Origin of the sequence: Paenibacillus sp. BK033 (genome assembly GCF_004345425.1) — a bacterium.
In the GTDB taxonomy this organism is placed as follows: Bacteria; Bacillota; Bacilli; order Paenibacillales; family Paenibacillaceae; genus Pristimantibacillus.
This window is the reverse complement of the sequence record NZ_SLVP01000005.1, coordinates 457,075-477,641: the sequence shown is the minus strand read 5'-3', so window position 1 is coordinate 477,641 and position 20,567 is coordinate 457,075. Positions and strand designations below refer to the sequence as shown.

Annotated in this window: 14 protein-coding genes; all 14 read right to left on the bottom strand. The window is 51.3% G+C overall.

Going from position 1 to position 20,567, the window contains the following annotated elements; translation table 11 throughout:
* Positions 1 to 22 precede the first annotated feature (22 nt).
* The 14 genes from EV294_RS19530 to EV294_RS19465 all read right to left on the bottom strand — a co-directional run bounded on the left by EV294_RS19530 (position 23) and on the right by EV294_RS19465 (position 20,509).
* Positions 23 to 529, bottom strand: coding sequence for a GNAT family N-acetyltransferase (locus EV294_RS19530; RefSeq protein WP_132309767.1), 507 nt, complete (start codon positions 527 to 529; stop codon positions 23 to 25).
* A gap of 338 nt (positions 530 to 867) precedes the next feature.
* The gene (locus tag EV294_RS19525) at positions 868 to 2,049 is read right to left on the bottom strand and encodes an MFS transporter (RefSeq protein ID WP_165930742.1); all 1,182 of its coding nucleotides are present in this window, start codon (positions 2,047 to 2,049) and stop codon (positions 868 to 870) included.
* Positions 2,050 to 2,090: 41 nt separating this feature from the next.
* Complete coding sequence (locus EV294_RS19520; RefSeq protein ID WP_132309763.1) at positions 2,091 to 2,651, bottom strand: NAD(P)H-dependent oxidoreductase; 561 nt, start codon at positions 2,649 to 2,651, stop codon at positions 2,091 to 2,093.
* Positions 2,652 to 2,896: 245 nt separating this feature from the next.
* Complete coding sequence (locus EV294_RS19515) at positions 2,897 to 3,472, bottom strand: TetR/AcrR family transcriptional regulator (protein ID WP_207918167.1); 576 nt, start codon at positions 3,470 to 3,472, stop codon at positions 2,897 to 2,899.
* A 236-nt stretch (positions 3,473 to 3,708) separates the two neighbouring features.
* The gene (locus EV294_RS19510) at positions 3,709 to 4,473 is read right to left on the bottom strand and encodes a hypothetical protein (protein ID WP_132309759.1); all 765 of its coding nucleotides are present in this window, start codon (positions 4,471 to 4,473) and stop codon (positions 3,709 to 3,711) included.
* Entirely contained in the window at positions 4,470 to 5,192 is a 723-nt protein-coding gene (locus EV294_RS19505; protein ID WP_132309757.1) for a hypothetical protein, read from the bottom strand. Before EV294_RS19505 ends, EV294_RS19510 begins: the two co-directional genes overlap by 4 nt.
* Positions 5,193 to 5,588: 396 nt before the next feature.
* Positions 5,589 to 5,984 carry a VOC family protein gene (locus tag EV294_RS19500; protein WP_132309755.1) on the bottom strand — a complete coding sequence of 132 codons (396 nt, stop codon included), beginning with the start codon at positions 5,982 to 5,984 and terminating at the stop codon, positions 5,589 to 5,591.
* Between the two features lie 135 nt (positions 5,985 to 6,119).
* On the bottom strand, positions 6,120 to 6,950 hold the full coding sequence (gene bioC, locus EV294_RS19495) for a malonyl-ACP O-methyltransferase BioC (protein WP_132309753.1): 831 nt from the start codon (positions 6,948 to 6,950) through the stop codon (positions 6,120 to 6,122).
* On the bottom strand, positions 6,913 to 7,662 hold the full coding sequence (locus EV294_RS19490) for an alpha/beta fold hydrolase (RefSeq protein ID WP_132309751.1): 750 nt from the start codon (positions 7,660 to 7,662) through the stop codon (positions 6,913 to 6,915). The genes bioC and EV294_RS19490 overlap by 38 nt, the downstream gene beginning before the upstream one ends.
* Entirely contained in the window at positions 7,659 to 8,834 is a 1,176-nt protein-coding gene (bioF, locus tag EV294_RS19485) for an 8-amino-7-oxononanoate synthase (RefSeq protein ID WP_132309749.1), read from the bottom strand. The genes EV294_RS19490 and bioF overlap by 4 nt, the downstream gene beginning before the upstream one ends.
* Before the next feature lie 12 nt (positions 8,835 to 8,846).
* The gene (bioB, locus tag EV294_RS19480) at positions 8,847 to 9,845 is read right to left on the bottom strand and encodes a biotin synthase BioB (protein WP_132309747.1); all 999 of its coding nucleotides are present in this window, start codon (positions 9,843 to 9,845) and stop codon (positions 8,847 to 8,849) included.
* Between the two features lie 5 nt (positions 9,846 to 9,850).
* Positions 9,851 to 10,600: a dethiobiotin synthase gene (gene bioD, locus EV294_RS19475; RefSeq protein ID WP_132309745.1), complete on the bottom strand. Its 750-nt coding sequence runs from the start codon at positions 10,598 to 10,600 to the stop codon at positions 9,851 to 9,853.
* Positions 10,601 to 10,604: 4 nt separating this feature from the next.
* Positions 10,605 to 11,957 (bottom strand): adenosylmethionine--8-amino-7-oxononanoate transaminase, encoded by a 1,353-nt coding sequence (gene bioA / locus EV294_RS19470; protein WP_132309743.1) that lies wholly within the window; start codon positions 11,955 to 11,957, stop codon positions 10,605 to 10,607.
* Between the two features lie 248 nt (positions 11,958 to 12,205).
* Entirely contained in the window at positions 12,206 to 20,509 is an 8,304-nt protein-coding gene (locus tag EV294_RS19465) for a glycoside hydrolase family 94 protein (RefSeq protein WP_132309741.1), read from the bottom strand.
* Positions 20,510 to 20,567 lie beyond the last annotated feature (58 nt).

Sequence of the window (20,567 nt, the reverse complement as noted above, 5' to 3'; positions counted from 1 at the left end):
TCCAGCCGGCCGGATGAAATATTTATGATTTTACATATAAGCAAGTAAGTATGTTGCGATTTCTTTTATTCATAAATCTTTTTTCAAGCTTCATCCCAAGTTTTTCAGCTACTTTAATCGAAGCATAGTGGGTTGCAGGCATGTTTGCGCAAATTCGCTTTAGATTTAAATCTTCGAAACCATGCATCATTAAGGCATTTGCAGCCTCATATCCAAAGCCTTGGCCCCAGAAATCGGATTTAACAATGTAACCTAAGTCATTCTCGGGTTGTCCATCTATCTCAAGCTTTAACAACCCTGCATCCCCTATGATTTCACTTGTTTTCTTGAGTTCAACCGCATATCTGCCATATCCGGTTTGGTAATTCTCAATTCCTCTTGTTAGGATCCAATTTTCACTTTGAGAATGATCAAAGGGCTTCGGCCAAAAGCTCATAGTTAGGTCATCGGCAAGTATTTGTTGTAATTCCGGGAGATCCTCTATTGTATACTCCCTTATACGAAGCCTTGCTGTTTCAATCTTCACCATTTAGATACCCACTCCATTCTCGGCTGCTGATTGCTGTTTAAGATTTTTACCGTTACCCACATATTACCACACAACGGAACTGACTTACCCATTAGTTGAGAAACATCAGCAGGGTGTTTGAACAAAAAAGAGTGCCTCTGTACGATGGGATTACGTTATTGGATCAATAACGGAAAGACCTCTGAATGTAAGCTCAGAGGTCTTAGCCGTTGTAACTAATCCGATTTTAACAAGAATCCGAAAGCTTCGCTTGTGATACAGGACACTGCTTCTAACAGCTCAAACAGAGTCATTGGGCAGCGGGAGAACCGTTTTTATTTCGTGGTACAATTATTGCTTTATTCGGTTTGACTGACTATTGAACGGTTATTGATTGTCGAGGTAACCGTAAGAAGGATGAGTACCAAAGCGAAAGATAAGGCTCCCAACCACATCGCGCCAGTTACATTGGTCGTATCGACTACCAAGCCGCCTATTAAAGCTCCCAGGCTGACAGACAATTGATAAACACCGACATAGACCGGACTCATGGCTTCTATAGCAGTCCCGGCAGTTGAATAAACCAATAGCTGCAGGCCTAAGGGAGCCATTCCCCAGGCGATAGCCCAAATAATGAAAGCTATAATTGAAATTACAACGTTATCTCCAAACAGTGAAATGCCCAGTAATGAAATAAGGAAAATAACTGCTGTTCCCACTAACAATCCCTTGAGGCTGCGTCCGGCTATGAAACCAGCGGCAAAATTGCTTATGAAGGAAACAATCCCGTAGAATAACAGTATCGCACTGAGCAGATTTGAATCGATTCCAGTAACCTTTTGGAAAAAAGGTGTTATATAGGTGTAGGCTGCAAACTGACCACTCACCGTGAGAATCGCAATCACAAAGACCGTTATTACTTTCTTTATTTTCAACAGCCCTAAGAAATCTTTTCCACGAACCCCCTGTTCCATCGGAATTCTCGGAAGCAGAATGATCTGGATGATGAAAACAGCGATCGCAAGTATGCATACTACCGCGAAAACGATTCTCAGATCAAAATGTGCGGCCATATAAGATGCTAATGGAACACTTATGACCGTGCCAATCCCAAATCCTCCGAGGACAATCGAGGTTGCTCTTGCTATCTTCTCATGCTGAACTAGTTTTGCTTGTGCAGTCATAGCCACAGCCCAGAATCCTCCAACACTTATTCCAAGGATGGTTCTTGCAATGACTAGCACAAAGAAATGGGTTGTAATCATCGAAAGTACATTAGATACAATTAGCAGCAGCGACAGGCCGAGAACCGCCACCCGTCGATCCAAGCGTCCGATAGCTAACGTAAGAATCGGACCCGCAATGGCCGCCAGTATAGAAGTGGAAGTTACGGTAATTCCTGCAGTACCCTCCGATACATCAAACCTTCGGCTAATTTCATTAAGAAGACCAACTGGCAAAAACTCAGCAAGAGAAATTGAGAAAGCCCCTAATGCAATTGCAATAATAGCAAGCCATGAATTCCTATTCTTATTGCCCAATGTCAAGCATCTCCCTGTTACATATAGACGAATGCAGCGGTTCAATGGACCTTCTTGGCATTCGTGCCTTCCGTTAATGCAACCAAAGGCTTAACCGTCGTAATATGCTGTACATAATCTTTGCTGCTTTGCGCCAAGCGCGTTAAGTCCAACGTGTTATAAGCAAAGTGAGGCAGGTACAAGGCGCTGATATAGTTGGCAAGCGCTTGAACTGGAACCAAAATTTCTTCCAGCGTAAAACGGTTGGAACCGGTCGGCTGATACGCATCCTTAGGCGCGCCATATGAGAACGCCACTCCGATTTCTTTGCCGGCTGTCTTCGTCCCCTCCGGACCGTATGCCCAGTTGTACAGTAACACAACTTCGAACCATTTTTTCAGCAGCGGCGGCGCGCTGTACCAATAAAGCGGGTATTGAAAAATAATTCGATCATGGGCTAAGACTAATTGCTGCTCTCGATGGACATCAATGTTCTCATCCGGATATTCTTTGTACAATTCATGAATCGTGATCTCATTATGCTTTTTCAATTCGTTCACCCATGCTTTATTCCAAACGGATGATTCGATATCCGGGTGGGTAACAATGACTAGTATTTTCATCTGATTCGCTCCATTCATCTAGTAATTTTATTTGTTTTAAAAAAAGCCGCATGCATTTGTTTCCTTAAAGCGATTCTGTACCTACTTGTCGGTACAGAATCGGCAAAAAAAATGTTCGCCAAACATCTGAATACCCTTCTTTCATTAGCGTAGTTTCGTTTTATATTGTACCTACCATTCGGTACAGACAGATCATAACAAAATCGCATAGCATGTGCAATGGAAAAAAACGGAAGCAATTAGGCTCAAGAAAGCCGATATTGCGCGCGAATGATTGCGATGGCGTTCGTGAGGAAGTCGACTTCATTTTGACTTTTCTTTAATAAAATGGCGCCTTCGATCATTGATACGATGGCTCGTGCATGCTTTTTGGCATCCATATCCGACGTTAGATGCCCCCGTGCTTTCAATTCGTTAAGTACGCCTTCGATCGACGAAATCCACCGATCGAATATATAATGAACTTTTAGACGAAACATCTCGTCGTGTTCACTCATCTCGATGGCAAGGTTACCGGCGGGACAACCCGATTTCCCCTCTTCGTCCGTATGGATGGTTAATGTCCTGTCCAACATTTTATTTAGTTTCGTGATAGGTTCAAGGTTGGTTTCGAAAATGCCCTCGAACACATCCCTGTCCCATTCCTGGACCAGATCATCGACGACAGCCAAGCCGAGTTCGCGTTTGGACGAAAAGTAGTGATAAAACTGGCCTTTTCCAATGTGAGCCTCTTCCATAATATCGCTGATCGATGTAGCTTGGTAGCCTTTATAATAAATTATTCTTCTGCTTATATTAATAATGTCTTGGAGTTTCGACATCTCGACACACCCTTTATGATTTCTTTTGTTAGAGCTCATTATCCGTCTTACGGGTTTGAAGAGACAAATGTATTTTATTACAGTTTATAATATTAGAGGCGAGTCTCCCAACAGGTTGAATCAGCGATTTGTGCTGTAAGATAGATTTACCTGTATGAATAATTAATATTCCTGTTAGCCTTCATGATTAAAATATTACTGAAAAAGGATATTAGGAAAATATTATCCGCCTTTCATTAATCAGCCTCTGTGCTTCCCTGTGACTGCACGAAATCCAAATCCGTCTCATTCATAATGTTCATAAACTCCGTATCCTCATCGCCGCTCTTGGAAGAGCTTCTAAGCGGTGGCGCATCTTTGGCGTAGACGGGAACATACCCGACATACAGCCTGGATGGGCGGGAATAGCTATGCGAGAATATGTTGTCCATGACATGATTCTCAGTCTCCTTATTGAGCTTGTCATCCTCTCGCATGATGCCTGCCCAATCCTCAGGAAATGCCATCGCTCCGTACGGATGTTCCGTTACGTTAACGGGCTCTTCCATTTGCACACGCGGAATATAATAATTCGCTCGGTCCGACACACCGGCATTTCGATCACGAATGAGGTAGAAGCGGAATTCCTCCACTTTCTCGATTGGATTGATATTCCAAACGACATAACGGCTTGATGGATCAGAGTGATCGGTGACTCTTACTTCCGGTCTTCCGCTCATGTCCACTCTGGACACCCTCCACTTCCGTTTCTCCCACTTCAGAAACCCCATCCCGTAATCACCTTCGCTGGAAACAAAAGGAACAAAAATAAGCCTCTCGCCCAGTTTAAGTCTGTCGAGTACAACTTCTGCGCCGGCTTCCGAATCGTATTCGTTTAACGCCGCTGTAATTTCATCCGCATTCGGAAACGGCTTTGGCTTACCGTTATAGGTACGGAAGAAAATGATCACCGCAGCCACGATTATAAGGACTAGAAGTATCAGAAGTCTTCTTCCTCTCATTGTCCTCCACCCCACTTTAACATTGGCTTCTCAGATCGGTAGTAGTAATAACGATCCTGTGTAGCGAGCAACAATCCCATTCCGTCGGCTTCCAAGTAAACGACCGCATGCAGACCGCTCCCCCAGCGAGCTTCTGCTCCGAGCAGCGCGTAAGGAAACCGTTCTTGGCGGTAATAAGCACCGTCCTCGCGTACCGATTCATAATGCCATTCCAGCGTATCCGACATATCGGCAGCCGTTACTTCACCCAGCGTATTCGCGAATAGCTTTTCTTCGAAGGTTGCCTCCCTTGCTGACGGATGTATGGCAACGAGCTTCGCTTTCTCCAGATGGGCCAAGTAAGTAGATGGATCATTTCTGTCGTATAAAGAACCTTGTATGAATCCGGCAAGCAGTGCCATCGCCAGAAATAAGTAGTTTGCCGCGAAGCCAATCCAAGCAAATTTACGATAGTCCGGCCAAGAACGATTTCGTAAAAAGAGATACAGGACCCAGAGGCCAAGTGGCAACAGTGCGATATTCACGTTCTGTCCGAGCAAAGGGATTTTGAATGAAAACGAAAATAAGCCGGCGAGTGCAGCGAGCAGCACCTTCCAGATCGGGAGCTTCCTCTCTTGCTTTCTGCTTTGACGAATTAGCAGACCAATCACTGCCAGCCAACCAAGCAATCCTGAAGCTACATCCACCACATTCCACGAATAAAGCCAGTTTAATTGCATGTCATCACCTCAATTTCTCGTTAAAAAAGTTCAGTAAGTATATGTATGTGCTTCGCCGGTTACTATACTGGTGTACCCAGGCTTTAATTGGGCTGCGACTTCTTCTACCTTGTTATCAGTGAAAACAACTGTAGCGAAATCGATCTTTATTCATGGAACTCCCCCTAGTTTATTCCAATTGCTTCTGAAAATAAGACGTAATAACATTTCATTTGTTGCGATTTATTTGCAAATAGATGTAATACTGCCAGTTTTCGTTGGCTCTAATAGTAAATAGGCCTCGAACGGCACAATATGATTGGATTCCACTCTACTGTTCCGTGGGCCAATGGCTTTTGCAAAGCAAAAAAAGGGCAGCAAATTAAGGCTGCCCTTTCTTAGTCATCTATTTATTCATTACAGCACCTGAGCGATCTCCCACACATGCCCGTCCGGATCGGCAAAACAAGCCGTCCGCCGTCCCCATGGACGCGTTATCGGTCCATTCATTAACTTAACGCCTTGCGCTTCCAGTTCATCGCATACCCGGTCGACGTCTGGCACTTGAATCGTGAATTGAAAGCGCGCGCCATCCCCGCGGCTGCCCACCTGCGCGGGCTCAATCAACTCGCGGGCATTCGATTGATCTAACAGATTGATACTTGTATTACCGTAATCAAACACCGCGCAGTTTTCATCTTCATAAATAATGTCAAGTTTGAACGTCTCTTGGTAGAATGCCTTCGACCGCTGCAAATCTTCCACAAACAATGTGATTTCGGTAATTTTGTTCGCCCAGTCTACTGTCGCCATTTCATCCGCACCCCGATTTTCAAATTTTTACAATTCTAGTCTGATCATACGAAGTGCCCGTTCCATTGTCAATGTCAAGGCGGAGGCTGCGTTTGTCGCTTCCTTTCTAAACCGGCTGCAGTGGGTAAGAATGGTTCATTTTGCTTTTATCAAAAGCCATTCGTACGTAGCAGCGACACCGTCCTTCGTGCTGAACTTCTCCTCATAAACGTTATACATTTCAGAGAACAATTTCCGGGTGCTTAGCCCGCCTGTTTGGACTGCTTTAGAATGACTGGCACCCATTGCTTTTATGGATTGAAGGAAATCTCTTGGCGAGGCATACGTTTCCTTCTGAGTCTCCTGCTGGCAGTAGATAGTAGAAAATCCGGCTACTTTAAGAACTTCGTTCCATTGTATTGGTGATAGAAAGGATAATCCGTGGCGCTGCGGCTCAAGTCTATTTGCATGATAAACTTCAGCAAATGCTTGATGAAGCTCTTGAAACGTTTCTTGCCCGAATGTCGTGAATACCAGCGCCCCACCCTTTCGAAGGATCCTATTCAGGTGAATAAGCGTTGGCCTTGGATGACCTAGCCATTGAAAGCACGCATTGGAAACAATGAGATCGAAGGAATCTGATGGAGCTTCGGCAGCCCACGTCTCCGCATCGGCTTGAAGAAACCGTATGTCCGCCGATTGTCTTGAATGCAAGCGCTGCTTCGCAGCTTTGATCATTGCGGGTGATAGATCTAACGCCGTAATCGAGGCGTGAGGCCACCGGTTCAGCAAAAGTTCAGTCAAATAGCCCGTACCGCTGCCGACTTCCAGTATTGTTGGTTCCGCTGCATGTCCCATGCTACTCCACTCTATGAGCGACTTTGCAAGTTGATCTGCCATAATACGCTGTACATCGGCATGAAAGTCATAGGAACCCTCTGCGCTTCGGTTAAATTGACGTTGAATTGCCGTCGTTCGATTGTTCATGCCACCAACTCCTGAATCGTTTTGCAATTTCCTCTTCCCTCCCCAGAAACGGTACATGACCGCTAGAAGGAATCGAATCTAGTCTAGCCTGAGTCAGTAATGAAGCAAGCTCCAATGCTGCTCCATACGGGCATATTTCATCTTCCGTGCCATGAACCAAATAAACCGGACAACGAATAAGGTTCAATCGAGACAGGACTTCCTCTTCCCGTAAAACTTGCAACCCGGCGATTAATGCCCGATCCGACCATATACCGTGAGGAGGGAGAAGCTGATCCATCTTCGTCTCTCGTTCCATTTCTGTAAACAGCATTCGTCGAAACCTTGTTTCCACCGCTTCCCGTTCTTTCACGAGTCCTGCACTCATCTGCCTTACATAGGCATCCGCCCATCCGCGGTCGGATTCTCCCCTGGGACGAGTAAATTGAGCAGTTGCCGCAAATAACAAAAGGCCGTCCGTTAATCCCATGGCTGCAAGTCTTAATGCCAACATACCGCCAAGGGACCAGCCTCCGATTAACAAGGGACGCTTTATTTTTTTTGCCGCTGTCTCAGTAAGAAAGATCATTTTCTCCTGTGTATCCGCTTCGCAATAATTAACGGTCATATGATGATACTCCGGTAACGCCTCGCGCAAACTGTCGAATACGGAATCCGCTATACTCCATCCGGTCAACCACAAGATAGTACAGTTGTTATAAAATACAGTCATCGCAGCACCCCCATTTGATGACCGATGGCGCGAATGCAGTTAACGGCATTAATCAGTTCTTTTTCCGAATGTACGGCTGATAACGAAAATCGAAGGCGGGCTGTGCCGTCAGGAACGGTCGGTGGACGAATGGCAACCGCTGCGATCCCTTTCGCTTCAAGCTCACGGCTGAAACGCAAAACAGCATCATTATTACCCACGATTAGCGGTATGATTGGAGAGTCGCCATCGCCGATTATGAAACCGGATTGACGAAGCGAAGAACGAAATAATCGGGTTGCTTCGAACAATTTCTCCCGGCGCCACTGTTCCGAAATGACCAATTCTAATGCCTTGGAAATTCCGGCCACGAGAGAAGGCGGCAAAGCCGTCGAATAGATAAGCGTCCTGGCATGATTAACCAGCCACCGAATCAAGGTACGACTGCCGCATACATAAGCGCCATAAACGCCAAATGATTTGCTGAACGTCCCCATATGGATATCGACTTGATCCTGCAGTCCGAGATCATGGCTTAATCCCTCGCCTCGTCTTCCGTAAATCCCCCCGCTATGCGCTTCGTCCACCATGAGCATCGCGCCGAACTGTTGTTTTAGAGCAACGAGTTCGCGTAAGTCAGCTTTATCGCCATCCATGGAAAAGACCGTATCCGTTACAATCAGCTTTCGCCGGCGATCGCGGTATTTGCTTAATAATGACCGCAGATGTTCCATGTCATTATGACGGTACCGAACATGCTCCGCACGGCTAAGGATGACTCCGTCTACGATGCTTGCATGGTTTAAACGATCGCTAAAAACGACATCTCCGCGGCCAACTAGCGAATCAATTACTCCCGTGTTAGCCATAAAACCGTTCGCGAAAACGAGCCCAGCCTCACAGCTCTGCCACTCCGCCAGCTTTTGCTCTAGCCGGCCGTAGAGCGACCGGTTGCCGGTAACTAGACGCGAAGCCCCTGAGCCGGCGCCTTCGAATAGAAGGGCTTCCCTCATGGCCTCGATAATCGCCGGATGGTCTGCGAGCCCAAGATAATTATTAGAGGAAAGATTAAGCAATGCTCGGTCGCCGCGCACCGTGTAACCGGGAGTTTCAAGGTTGATATCGTTGTTATGCATAGAACGCTCCAATGATGCATCTGACAATAATTGAAGTTTCTTTTCCATCCATTCCATGGTGTCACCGCCTTACAGTGCGTTCAACTCGATTTCGAAGCCCAAATCTTCAATGATTTGGTGATCGGCCGACACTTCTTGGCCAGCCGTCGTTAAATAGTCGCCAACAAACAAGGAATTTGCGGCGTACAACGACAAAGGCTGCAAGGTTCGTAAATTTACCTCGCGGCCGCCTGCTACCCGGATCTCTTTGGATGGACAAATCAATCGGAATAAGGCTAATACCTTTAAAGCTTTCATCGAGGAGGTGCGGCCTGCATGCTCCAGAGGAGTCCCCGGTATGGCGTTTAAGAAATTGATCGGGATCGAATCCGCGCCGAGCTCACGTAGCGCAAAAGCCATTTCAACGATTTCCTGGTTCGTCTCGCCCATGCCGACAATAACGCCGGAGCAAGGCGACATACCGTATGTTTTTACCTTCTCAACGGTTTCGACACGCTGATCATAAGTATGGGTTGTGGTGATTGAAGGGTAGTTGGCTTTGCTTGTATTGAGGTTATGGTTGTAACGATGAACACCGGCCTCGGCAAGCCGTTTGGCTTGATCATCTTTGAGAATGCCCAGGCATGCGCAAATTTTCAGCGGCAGCGTCGCCCGAATTTCTTGAACGGCGTCAACGACTTGGTTAAGCTCCTTTTCCGTTGGTCCTCTCCCGGCTGCTACGATGCAATAGGTCCCGGCCTTGCGAGCCATAGCCTCCCTTGCACCGGCAAGCAGCGTTTCTTTATCGAGCATCGTATATTTACGGACGGGCGCCGTCGACACAATCGATTGCGAACAATAGCCGCAGTCCTCGGGGCAAAGGCCGCTTTTAGCGTTAATGATCATGTTCAGCTTCACTTTTTTTCCGTAAAAATGTCTTCTGACCTTAAATGCGGCATCCATGATCTGAAGCACTTCCTCATCGTCGGCATCGAGTATGGAGAGCCCCTCCTCTCTAGTCAGGAGCTCACCGTTAAGCGCTTTGGAGGCAAGAACTTGCCACTTCGTAGTTGCCAAAATGTTGTCCATCTCAATCATCCTTCCATGCATTGGAATGCTATTGCGTCTCTGATAGGCGCGAGCTCAACACTTTCTTGAAAAATAGGTATCAACGCTTCCGGCTTCACTGCATGATGCAAACGGGGCAATTTCCCCAGGACCTTAAGTCCGCTGTACCTTTCAATAAGCACTGCGTTAGTTTCAATGCTTGGATCATTAATCATCTCGGTGTTCTCGATATCGTTCATAATGACGCCAATGATATGAATTCCGAGCTGCTGAAGATAGGAAACGGTTAAAAGCGTGTGGTTAATCGTACCAAGTCCAGATCGGGCTACGATCAACGCCGGTATTCGGAGCTGCGCAATGAAATCTGCCACGAAGGCATCTTCGGTGAGCGGTACCGCTGCGCCGCCGGCACCTTCCACGATTAAAGCTTGATAACGATGAAAGAGCGGTTCTCCCGCGGCGATAAGCTCTCTTAACGTGAGCGTTACTCCAGACTGCCTGGCAGCGAGCATCGGAGTTAGCGGGGCTTCGAATGAATAAGGAGCAACGACTTCAGGTCGTTCCTCAATCCCCGCAAGACGCAATAGTCTTTCGGCATCGGTCATTCCGCTGCCGATCCTTTCACCGGATTGCACGGGCTTCCATACCCCAACGTTCAGCCCTTCGGCACGAAGCGTTGCGGCAATAGCAGCCGTTACGATTGTTTTTCCGACTCCGGTATCCGTGCCCGTCACGAATAAACCGGATAGAGCTCTTTTAGCAATAGCTTTGTTCATCCGTTTAACCACCTTCTGTGACGTCAATAATGGATTTCGCCAAAATATCGGTCATCGCATCCAGCTCGGTTTCCGTACTGGCAAGCGGAGGTATAAAGACCATCACATTGCCAAGCGGCCTTGTCAGCATCCCAAGCTCCCTGGCCCGCTCGGCAGCGCGAACGCCTATTCTTTCCTTCCACTCATAGGGCTCGCGTGAAGCCTTGTTTCGGACGAGTTCAATGCCTACCATCAGCCCCTTTTGCCGAATATCCCCGACATGCGGCCGGTCCTTGAGCTTTGCGAATTTTTGCTCGACAAATGCTGCCTTTGCTCCTATCCCTTCAATCATCTTGTTCTCTTCCATAAGCTTTAAGCTAGCCAAAGCAACGGCGCAGCCAAGCGGGTTGCCCGTGAAGGAATGCCCATGGAAAAAAGTCTTTTGCTCTTCATAGTCGGCGTAAAAGGCTTGATAGACTTCATCCGTTGCAAGCGTCGCTGCCACTGGCAAATAGCCTCCGGTAAGTCCTTTTCCGATTACCATCAAATCCGGACTTACATCTTCCAATTCACAAGCAAACATAGCGCCTGTCCGGCCAAATCCGGTTGCCACCTCGTCGGCTATCAACAGCACGTCATGCTTTCGGCACAACGCAGCCATCTCGCGCAGACAGCTTGGCGGCATCGTAACGATGCCGCCGGCACCTTGAACGATCGGCTCCACGATAAGCGCCGCAATTTCTTCCGCGCGTGTCTCCAGCAGATTGCGAAGGGTGGTTAACGTTGCTTCCAATGCCATCTTCTCGCCGCCTTCGCAGCGATAAGCGTAAGGATAGGGAATGATATGCGAAGGGAATAACATAGGACGGAAAACTTCGTGATAGAGCGGAATCGCGCCGACGCTCACAGCCCCGATCGTATCCCCGTGGTACGCCTGATTCATTGTGATGAAAGCCTTTTTATTTTTAACTCCTTTATTCTGCCAGTATTGAAACGCCATTTTTATTGCGATCTCAACTCCGGTTGCTCCGGAATCAGAGTAAAAAACTTTATTTAAACCTTTCGGCGTTATACCCGCCAGCTTCTCTGCCAGTTCTATTGCGGGTCTATTAGCCATTCCGAGCAAGGTTGAATGAGCAACCCGGCTTAACTGATCCGTAATCGCCTGATTTAACTCCGGCACGTTATGGCCATGTACATTAAGCCAGACGGATGAGAACCCGTCATAATAAGCACGTCCTTGCACGTCGTACAGTCTGATTCCTTCGCCGCGTTCAATGATAAGAGGGTCAGAGGATAGGTAATCTTTCATCTGAGTAAAAGGATTCCACAAAAAATCCTTGTTTAGATGAGCAAGTCTTTCGTAATCTGATAGCATTGTGTTCACCAACTTTATTTTTAATTGTTAACCTAACTACTAGTAAGAAGGTTAACAATTAGTTATACTAGCAGATCAATAATTCGGTGTAAAGGGAGTAAAAGTACAGTTTAGAGTTCATTTTGAGACACTTATGTGCTGTAATGCGTCAAGATCGCCCGGATATACAAAAAGGGCCGCAAGTTTGCGGCCCCTTCGTTACATCGTTCGTTGTGGTGCAGGCATTTTTCATGTTCCCTGCAAGCGAGCTATAAAGTCAGTTCGATCACGTGCTCCAATTGGTCGTCCTCCAGCGTGATAAACGGACTTTCGCCAATAAGATTCAAGCTGAGATCGGCTTCTTTTCCGTCGATTCGCAATGCCGTACAGCCGCCGGATTTGCCCGACGGATTGCGGACGGTGATCCGGTAGGCTGTGCGCTTGTACGTATACGTAACGGTAAATTCCGGCCATTCCGCTGGGATGCAAGGCTGGATCAGCAGCTTTTGTCCTCTTCTCCTCAGCCCTAAAATCCACTCAGTGCCCGCTTGATACATCCAGCCCGCAGCACCGGTGTACCACGTCCAGCCCGCATGTCCGCGATGCGGGTGTTCCGTATAGACGTCAGCCGTCATGGCATAAGGCTCCCCGACGTAAGTGCGGGCGTCAAACGACGATTTTGTGTGGGTGATGGGGTTGAACATATGGAATAGCTCGAACGCCTTGTCCCCGTCCCCGAGTATGCTCCACGCAACAATGCTCCAGATGACGCCATGCGTATACTGGCCCCCATTCTCCCGAATGCCTGGCGGATAGGCTTGGATATAGCCCGGGCTGGGCTTGGTCTTGTCAAACGGCGGCGTCAGAATTTGCGCTATGGCAAGATGCCTGTTGACCAGCTCCCGGTCGAAGGAGAGCATCGCCTGCTGCGCGCGCTCCTTCGGCGCCATGCCGGAGATGACCGACCAGGATTGGGCGATGGCGTCGATGCGGCATTCCGCGTTGCGGACGGATCCTAGCCATTCGCCGGCGTCGTTGAACGCGCGGCGGTACCAATTTCCGTCCCAGGCTGCCTCCTGCATATCCTTCTCCAGCTTGCTTCGCGCGTTCAAGTACCGTTCCGCGCGTCCCTGTTCGCCATACCTTTCGCAGATTCCGGCAATGCCGCGCAGGACTTCGCCCAGGAACCAGCCCAGCCATACGCTTTCGCCGCGTCCAAGAGGACCGATATTGCTCATTCCGTCATTCCAATCACCGATGCCCATGAGCGGCAGCCCGTGTTCGCCGAAGCGAAGCGCCCGATCAATCGCGCGGAAGCAGTGTTCGAGTATCGTACCGTTCTCCTCCGACACAACCGTCTCCTCGTAACGTTCGTGCTCGTCCTCCTTTAGCAGCTCACTCTGCAGGAAGGGGGCTATTTCCGTTAGTATGCTTTCATCCTCCGTATGCTCCAGATAACGGACAACTGCATACGGCAGCCAGAGCAGATCGTCCGAAAATCTCGTACGGATACCGCGGTGCGTTTCTTCGTGCCACCAATGCTGCACGTCCCCTTCGCGGTACTGATGCGAGGCATGTCGAATGATCTGCGCCCTCGTCATTTCCGGGCGGGCGTGAAGCATGGATAAGGAATCCTGAAGCTGATCGCGGAACCCGAAGGCCCCTCCCGCCTGATAGAATGCCGTACGCGCCCACATCCGGCAAGCCAGCGATTGATAGAGCAGCCAGTTGTTCAGCATAATATCCATTTCGGCCGAAGGCGTATCAACTTGGATTGTGCCGTTCACGTCTTTCCAGAAGTCTCGCGCATCCTGATAAGCCTGTTCGCATGCGTCCGCTACACCGTACTGTTGGGCAAGCTGAGCCGCGGATTCGCGGGAATCGCCGCAGCCAAGCAAGATATAGACGACGCCTTCCTCGCCGGGTTCGAGCGATACGATGCCTTGAACCGCTCCGCAGGCATCATGCACCGGTCCCGTCTCCCCCGAAAGATGGGCATTGCGCATTGCTGCAGGATTTTCGTAGTCGCCTTCCCTCCCGATAAACGAAAGCCGGCTTCCCGTCCAAGACTGGCTCGGCTCTGATGTCCGCGGATGCATGGCAAGGAACGGTGTCGCGTTGCGGAACGTGTCCTGATAGCTGTTCCGCGCAAGCAGGATATGATGCTTAGGATCCCATTCCGTGACGATGTTGGAGGCGTTATCCTCGCGATTCACTCCGATCACCCACTCGGCGTAGTACGTCACGGATAACTTCCGAGCTTCGCTTGTATCATTACTCAAGCGGAGCCTGATGATCTTAACGGGATCCTGTAGAGGGACAAACACCGTCATCTCATGCCGCAGACCGTGACTCTCGTGCTCGTAGCGCGAATAGCCTTGTCCATGCGATACCGTATACACCGCTTTCGACTCCAGCTTTCGGGATGGCGTCATGCCCCAGTATTCGCCGCTCCATTCATCCCGTATATACACAGCTTCGCCAGGCGGATCCAGGGCGGGATCATTGGACCATGGCGTCAGTTTGCATTCCCTGCTGTTGCTCCACCAGGTTTGGCCGGTGTACAGCTCCGAGGCCAGGAAGCCGAATTTCTCGTTCGCAATCACGTTGATCCACGGCGCGGGCAGATGCTGCCCATTGCGCAGCACGATCCGGTACTCGCCGCCATCCGCCGAGAAACCTCCATACCCGTTGAAGAACAGACCCTCGCTCTCGGTGCGCGAAGGGCTGTCGGAATAGAGGTCTGGCGTCGCAACGGGCGCCAGTTCGGGAACTTGCCCGGCGCGTGCGAAATCACGAGGTTGGAGCTGGGCTCTCAGGCTTGGTCCTCCGGCATGCAGCAGCAGCCGCGCAGCGGCGAACAACAGAACCTTGTCCTCGTGGGATTGCTCGGATGCCGCGACGATATGCACGCCTGCGCCATTGTTTGGATTATGCACGTTCAGCTCGATCATCCGTTGCAGCGCATCGCGGAGCTCCTGCTGATAGCCGCCTGGGGACTCGTTCCAGATGACGAGATCGAAGCTCAATCCTTTCCGGCGCAAATATTCGTAGCCGATTAGGAGTTTATTCATGAACGGCAGGCTCGACGTTTCGGCGATGCTCGCCAATACGATCGGTCTGTCTCCGGAGACGCCATGCGCCCATAGACCCGGCTGCCCTTTCTTATTCTCGGCGATGCTTTCCTCCTGCTCTGGCCGGAGCGGCGATGCGAACAGGACTCTTCCGGCCAGCAGCTGGTAAGCGGACGCATCCTGTTCGCTCATGTGGAAATGCTGCAGATCGATTTGGCTTCGTGTCCAAGCCATTTGGAATGAACGTTCTGCCTGTGGGGCCGACGAAAGCTGCGAAACGATTACTAGCGCCTGCTCCTTGCTCTCGGCGGCGCCGGTTACGGCTGTCAGGCTGATCTGCCTGCCGGGTGCTATATGCACTCGCCTGCGCATGATAAACGCCGGATCGGCGACAGCACCGAAGGTGCCTGCAAGCCGAGCGGTTAGTCCGCGCGGATTGGCAAGCGTAAGCCCTCTGCCAATGAAGGCCGCGCGGTCGGTTTCGAATTCAATTCCTCCATGTTCCTCGTCAACTTGCAGCGTGTGGAATGCCCATAACGGCGCCTCGTCATCATTGCGCGGGCGTTTGCGGGCCAGCAGGCACTGCGCTTCCGAAGCGAACTCCGTTTCGACGAAAAGCTTGGTGAAGGAAGGATGAGCCTTGTCCGCGTCGTGCCTCGCCATGGCCAGCTCCATATACGTCGTTACTTCGATAATTCGGGCCTCCTGCGTCGCGTTGGTCAACGTCAGCCGGCGCAGCTCCGCATTATGCTCGGTCGATACGGTCACTTCCAGCTTGGTCAATAGCCCGTCATCCTCCCGTAGGAACGTCGTCCGCTCCTTCCTAAACTGCACGCTCGATTGATCCGCTTTCTTGCGGCATGGCAGATAAGACGGGGACCAGCAGACATTCTTCTCCACGTCCCGAACATAGATGAAGCTTCCCCAAGGAGCCATCACCGGATCTTCCCGCCAGCGCGTCAGATCCAGCCCGTTATACCGGATGAAGCCGCTGCCGGTTTCCGTCAGGACTGTCGTTATCGAACCGTTCCCGTGTACGTTCGCCTCGGGTAAAGGCGCCGGCACTTCCGAGAATTCGCGCAGCGTGTCATTCTGCGGCAGCTTGGTCTCGCCGCCGCTTCTCGATCTTCCCGGCAGCTCCCGATTGAGGAGGGCCGACTTGGGCGGGATCCGCTCGATCAGCAGCAACTCGGCTGCCTGAACGCGTTTATCGGCATGAAAATAATCGATCATGCAGGACGGGACAAGCATGTTGACCAGCGTAAGCAGGCTCATGCCTTGGTGATGCGCCATGAAGCTGCGGATAATCTTGTAAGATTCTCCCTGCGGCATACGGCGGGCGGTGAAGTCGATCGCCTCGTAATAGCCGTATTGTCCCCGCATGCCGAGCTGATCCAAGCGCTTCAAATTTCGCAAGCCTTCGCGCAGCGCGAACGGAAGCGCCATGATCGTGGCGTATGGCGCTACGACCGTGTCTTCCTCGAGCCCGCGCTTGAAACCTAGCCCAGGCACGCCAAAGGCGCGGTATTGATAATTCAGCTGATAGTCGAACGCGTAATAGCCTGATTCCGATATGCCGAAAGGCACGCTGAGTCCTTCGGCGTAATCGATCTGCCGCTGCACGACGCCTCGGTAAGTACTGTCCCATACCGTTCCAGGATACGTTCGCATAATCAACCAAGGCATCATGTATTCAAACATCGTGCCGGACCAGGAGATCAGCGTCGCTTGGCCACCCTGCTTCTTGGCCGTGCGGCCAAGCGCCAGCCAGTGGGAGACCGAGATTTGACCGAGCGCGATGGCTACGAAGCTCGTTTGCCTGGCCTCCGATGCGAGCAAATCGTAGAGAATCGTTTCCCGTTGACCCGAATCGGCATGGTAACCAAGCACGAACAGCTTAGCCTTGTCGTCGTAGAGCTGTCGGAAATCCGTTGAGACGATTAACCGTTCCAAGCGGTCGACAAGCTCATATCCTTGGCCTATCCAAGCCGTTGTCTCGTGCGGCTGCTCATCTTGCTTGGCATGCCGGTCTTCTTGCCGCGCGTCGTAGATTTCCTCCGGATGGATACGATCCAGTTCGATGGCAAATTCCGTGCTGTAGGCGGCTGCTGCTAATCGAGCTTGCCCCCGCTGCCGGGAACCTTTGCCCCACCCGTCCTCTTGAAGCCAGCGAAGCAGCCCCTGCTTGACCGTCATCAGGCTGGCCACGAAATTACCCGAGTCGACCGTGGAGACATAGGCAGGTCGAAGCAGCTCCAGCGTCGAGGTGTCGTACCAATTGTACAAATGTCCGTTCCACTTCTCCATCCGCTCAATCACGCCGACCGTACGCTCGAGCCGTTCCACCAGCATCGGCGTTGTGATGAAATTAAGCTCCCTCGCGGCTATGGCTGCCGTTAGCAGGAACCCGATATTGGTGGGTGAAGTTCGGTGCGCTACACCGTTCGGAGGCTCGATCTGCACGTTGTCCGGCGGAAGGAAGTGATCCTCTTTCCCCGCAAAGTCCTCGTAAAACTGCCAAATTTCCTTCGCCAAAGTGCGCAGCTGCTCCGCGTCGGCCGCTTCGAGCGGCTTCTCCGGTTTGAGAACGGGTTGATCCAGCCAGCGTACCGCAATCGGAGCAAGCGCCCAGAAGAGGCAAAGGGCCAATCCGAACCACATAAGGGGGCTGCTCGGCTGCAGGACTGCCGCGGCCGCAAACAGCAAGATCAGCAAGTAGCCCCCTCTGTCCCCGAGAATCATGCGGCGCTTCGTTTGAATTTGGCTGCGTTCCGTCTGCGAGAAGCTGGTCCATTCGAGCATCCCTCGCTTGCTGATTCCCATGCGGTAGACCGTCTTGAAGATGGCATCCAGCAACACGGCAGTCTGAAACGGTAGCGTCCAGAATTCAATGCCGACCAGCATCAATGTCGACAACACGTACTTTGGATGCATACCTGCCGGATTCATGTTGGCTAGCTGCCTGATTAAGGGCAGCAGCAACGTGAGGAACAATAGCCCCAGCCAGCGCGCCGGATAACCAGGCAAAACGGTTATAGCAAGCGCGAACAGCACGAACAGCGCGATTGGCAGCAGGCTGCGCCGCAAATTGTCGATGATTTGCCAACGGGTAAGCATAGACAGATCAATCGGCTGAAGCTCCCCGTGCCGGTCGCAAAGCTTAGGACGGAGCCAGCACAGCAGCTGCCAGTCCCCTCGAACCCATCGATGCATCCGTTTTTGGAAAGATAGAAAGGTGGAAGGATGCTCCTCGATCAACTCGATGTCGGACACGAGCGCTGCCCGCAGAAATCCGCCTTCGAGCAAATCGTGGCTTAGCACGGTATTATCCGGGATGCGCTCGCCAAGCAATTGAGCGAACACGTTGACGTCGAAAATCCCTTTCCCCGTAAAGATGCCGGTACCGAACGCGTCTTGGTAAGGATCGGAGACGGTAAAAGCATACGGGTCAATACCCGGGTCGGACCAGAAATGAGCCAGCCGGGAACGCATGGCCGATGCGTGGCTGGTGCCGATGCGCGGCTGCAGGACGCCGTATCCTTCCACTACCCTTGTACCCGACTTATTTAAGCGAGGCCGGTTATAGGGTAGATGCATCGTACCGATCAGCCGCTGCGCGCTTCCGATCGGAAGCTGGGTGTCGGCATCCAAGGTGATGATATACCGAATGCGGGGCAGCACCTTGCGGTCGCCGTGCAATACCTTATAGCTGGTATCTCCGCTGCCGCGTAACAATTCCACGAACTCGACCAGCTTTCCCCTTTTTCGCTCCCAGCCCATGAACGTGCCTTCCCCGGGATTCCATTGTCTTGCTCGCTGGTAGTAATGGAAGGTTGTGCCGCTGTCCCCGTACATGCGGTTCAAGCTGTCGATACGGGCTTTGACCGCGGCGATAAGCGGTTCGTCCGAAGCAAGGCTTTCTTCTCTCGCATCGGCGAAATCTCCCAGCAGCGCGTAATGAATATTCGAGTCCCGATTGCCTAAATAGTGGACCTCAAGCCGATCGGCAAGCTCTTCCGCCTCTTGGATCGTCGACCATATAGCCGGTATGACGACCATCGTCGCAGCTTCGGCCGCAATCCCGCTCGAATAGTCGAACCGCAACAGGGGCTTGGCCCGACAGATGCGCTCGATTCCGAAGTTCAATCCCGTCATGACCCACTCGCTAACGGGGAACAGAAGAGCAAGGCATACTGCCGCAATGCCGGCGCTTGATAAGGTGTGCCAATCGATGACCCAAGCCGCCGCGGCGACCAGCAGCAGCACGAACAGTGCCAGCAGAGAGGAGAAATAATTCATGGACGCGCTTCTGGCCAAACCTTTTGCCGGCATGTTCCTCACTTTGCTGCACTGCTTCAACGTTTGCATCAAGCGGTTAACGCCTGCCTGCTCGAAGAGGTAATACGCTGCGAATGCTTGACGCATTAGCTCTTCCTGCGGATGCTCTTGACCCGTAACTTTATTCTCTATCCGTACCGGACGGGCAGGCTCTTTTTCATATTCCTGCTTGGCAAGCGCGAGCGAATGCGACGCGACGAGACTCTCGGGCACTCGCAGGCGTCTCGCCAAATTCGCGATCCGATTTAAGATCTCGTTCCTGCTGGATGTATCCAGGCGGGGGTAAATCCCCGTTACATCCTCGCGCATGGTGCGATCGAGCAGACTGATCGCCTCGAACAGATCCTCCCAGTTCCTGCGCTCGTTGCTGCGGAGGCTCGTAATGAGATTGCCTGCTTTTACCTGATAAGCGACCTGAAGCTTGGCTTCATACGTGACGATTCGGTCAAGATCGTCGGAGCCGTTCTCGTACGTGCAAACGAGCCATTCGCGTACGGCAGCCGAATCGCCAGACCATTCCCGCAAATGGCTGATGAGATGCGCGGCCCATGGACCGGACAACGGCTGGGTCTGTCCTGCTTGCTCAAGCGCCATGCCAATCGTTTCGGCGTTTAGGCTAGTCGGTTCAATCTGATTTAGCAGCCTCTGAACTTGACTGCATACTTCCCGCCTATCCCGAACCAACGCCATGGATTCGGCGATCTTCCCGATAAGCGAGACCTTGAGCATGATCGGAATAAACCGGGTCTCGGCCAGCGTCAGCACGGAAATTTCCTGATAAGCGCCTAGGAATGCCAGAAGCGTCCCCTCGTCCAGTATGCCGTCCACTTGATCCAGATACGCCAAACAAAGCGCATGGATACGCAACCGTTCTTCGCCGCGCAGCCGGGGCAGACGGATGAGCGATGACTCTGACAGATGCATCTTCACGTTCAGCGCTTGTTCCTCGATGAATTCCGCATTGTCCAGCAGCCATTCCTCGGCTTGCTGACCGCAGCCGACCGGTTCGTCCTGAAGCAAAGCGACGAAAGCTCGGATGCTGGCGATGTCGGCGTCGAATTGTTTTTTTATATAACCGGACCTTCCGGCCGCGGCCTTGATCTGTTGCTGGAGCGCGAGCTCGTGCGCGCGCTCGTTGAGTTGTTCCGTTAGGGTAGGCATAGATGGTTCCTCCGGAGAAAATAGGTTAAAATGCAGCGAACGTGATTTTTCGTCCGGC

What these genes read in the sequence shown, in the direction of transcription:
- EV294_RS19510 (WP_132309759.1), bottom strand. Translation starts at nt 4,473, where the DNA reads ATGAGAGGAAGAAGACTTCTGATACTTCTAGTCCTTATAATCGTGGCT.
- EV294_RS19465 (WP_132309741.1), bottom strand. Translation starts at nt 20,509, where the DNA reads ATGCCTACCCTAACGGAACAACTCAACGAGCGCGCGCACGAGCTCGCG.
- EV294_RS19500 (WP_132309755.1), bottom strand. Translation starts at nt 5,984, where the DNA reads ATGGCGACAGTAGACTGGGCGAACAAAATTACCGAAATCACATTGTTT.
- EV294_RS19515 (WP_207918167.1), bottom strand. Translation starts at nt 3,472, where the DNA reads ATGTCGAAACTCCAAGACATTATTAATATAAGCAGAAGAATAATTTAT.
- bioF (WP_132309749.1), bottom strand. Translation starts at nt 8,834, where the DNA reads ATGGAATGGATGGAAAAGAAACTTCAATTATTGTCAGATGCATCATTG.
- bioA (WP_132309743.1), bottom strand. Translation starts at nt 11,957, where the DNA reads ATGCTATCAGATTACGAAAGACTTGCTCATCTAAACAAGGATTTTTTG.
- EV294_RS19490 (WP_132309751.1), bottom strand. Translation starts at nt 7,662, where the DNA reads ATGACTGTATTTTATAACAACTGTACTATCTTGTGGTTGACCGGATGG.
- bioB (WP_132309747.1), bottom strand. Translation starts at nt 9,845, where the DNA reads ATGGACAACATTTTGGCAACTACGAAGTGGCAAGTTCTTGCCTCCAAA.
- EV294_RS19505 (WP_132309757.1), bottom strand. Translation starts at nt 5,192, where the DNA reads ATGCAATTAAACTGGCTTTATTCGTGGAATGTGGTGGATGTAGCTTCA.
- EV294_RS19530 (WP_132309767.1), bottom strand. Translation starts at nt 529, where the DNA reads ATGGTGAAGATTGAAACAGCAAGGCTTCGTATAAGGGAGTATACAATA.
- bioC (WP_132309753.1), bottom strand. Translation starts at nt 6,950, where the DNA reads ATGAACAATCGAACGACGGCAATTCAACGTCAATTTAACCGAAGCGCA.
- EV294_RS19520 (WP_132309763.1), bottom strand. Translation starts at nt 2,651, where the DNA reads ATGAAAATACTAGTCATTGTTACCCACCCGGATATCGAATCATCCGTT.
- bioD (WP_132309745.1), bottom strand. Translation starts at nt 10,600, where the DNA reads ATGAACAAAGCTATTGCTAAAAGAGCTCTATCCGGTTTATTCGTGACG.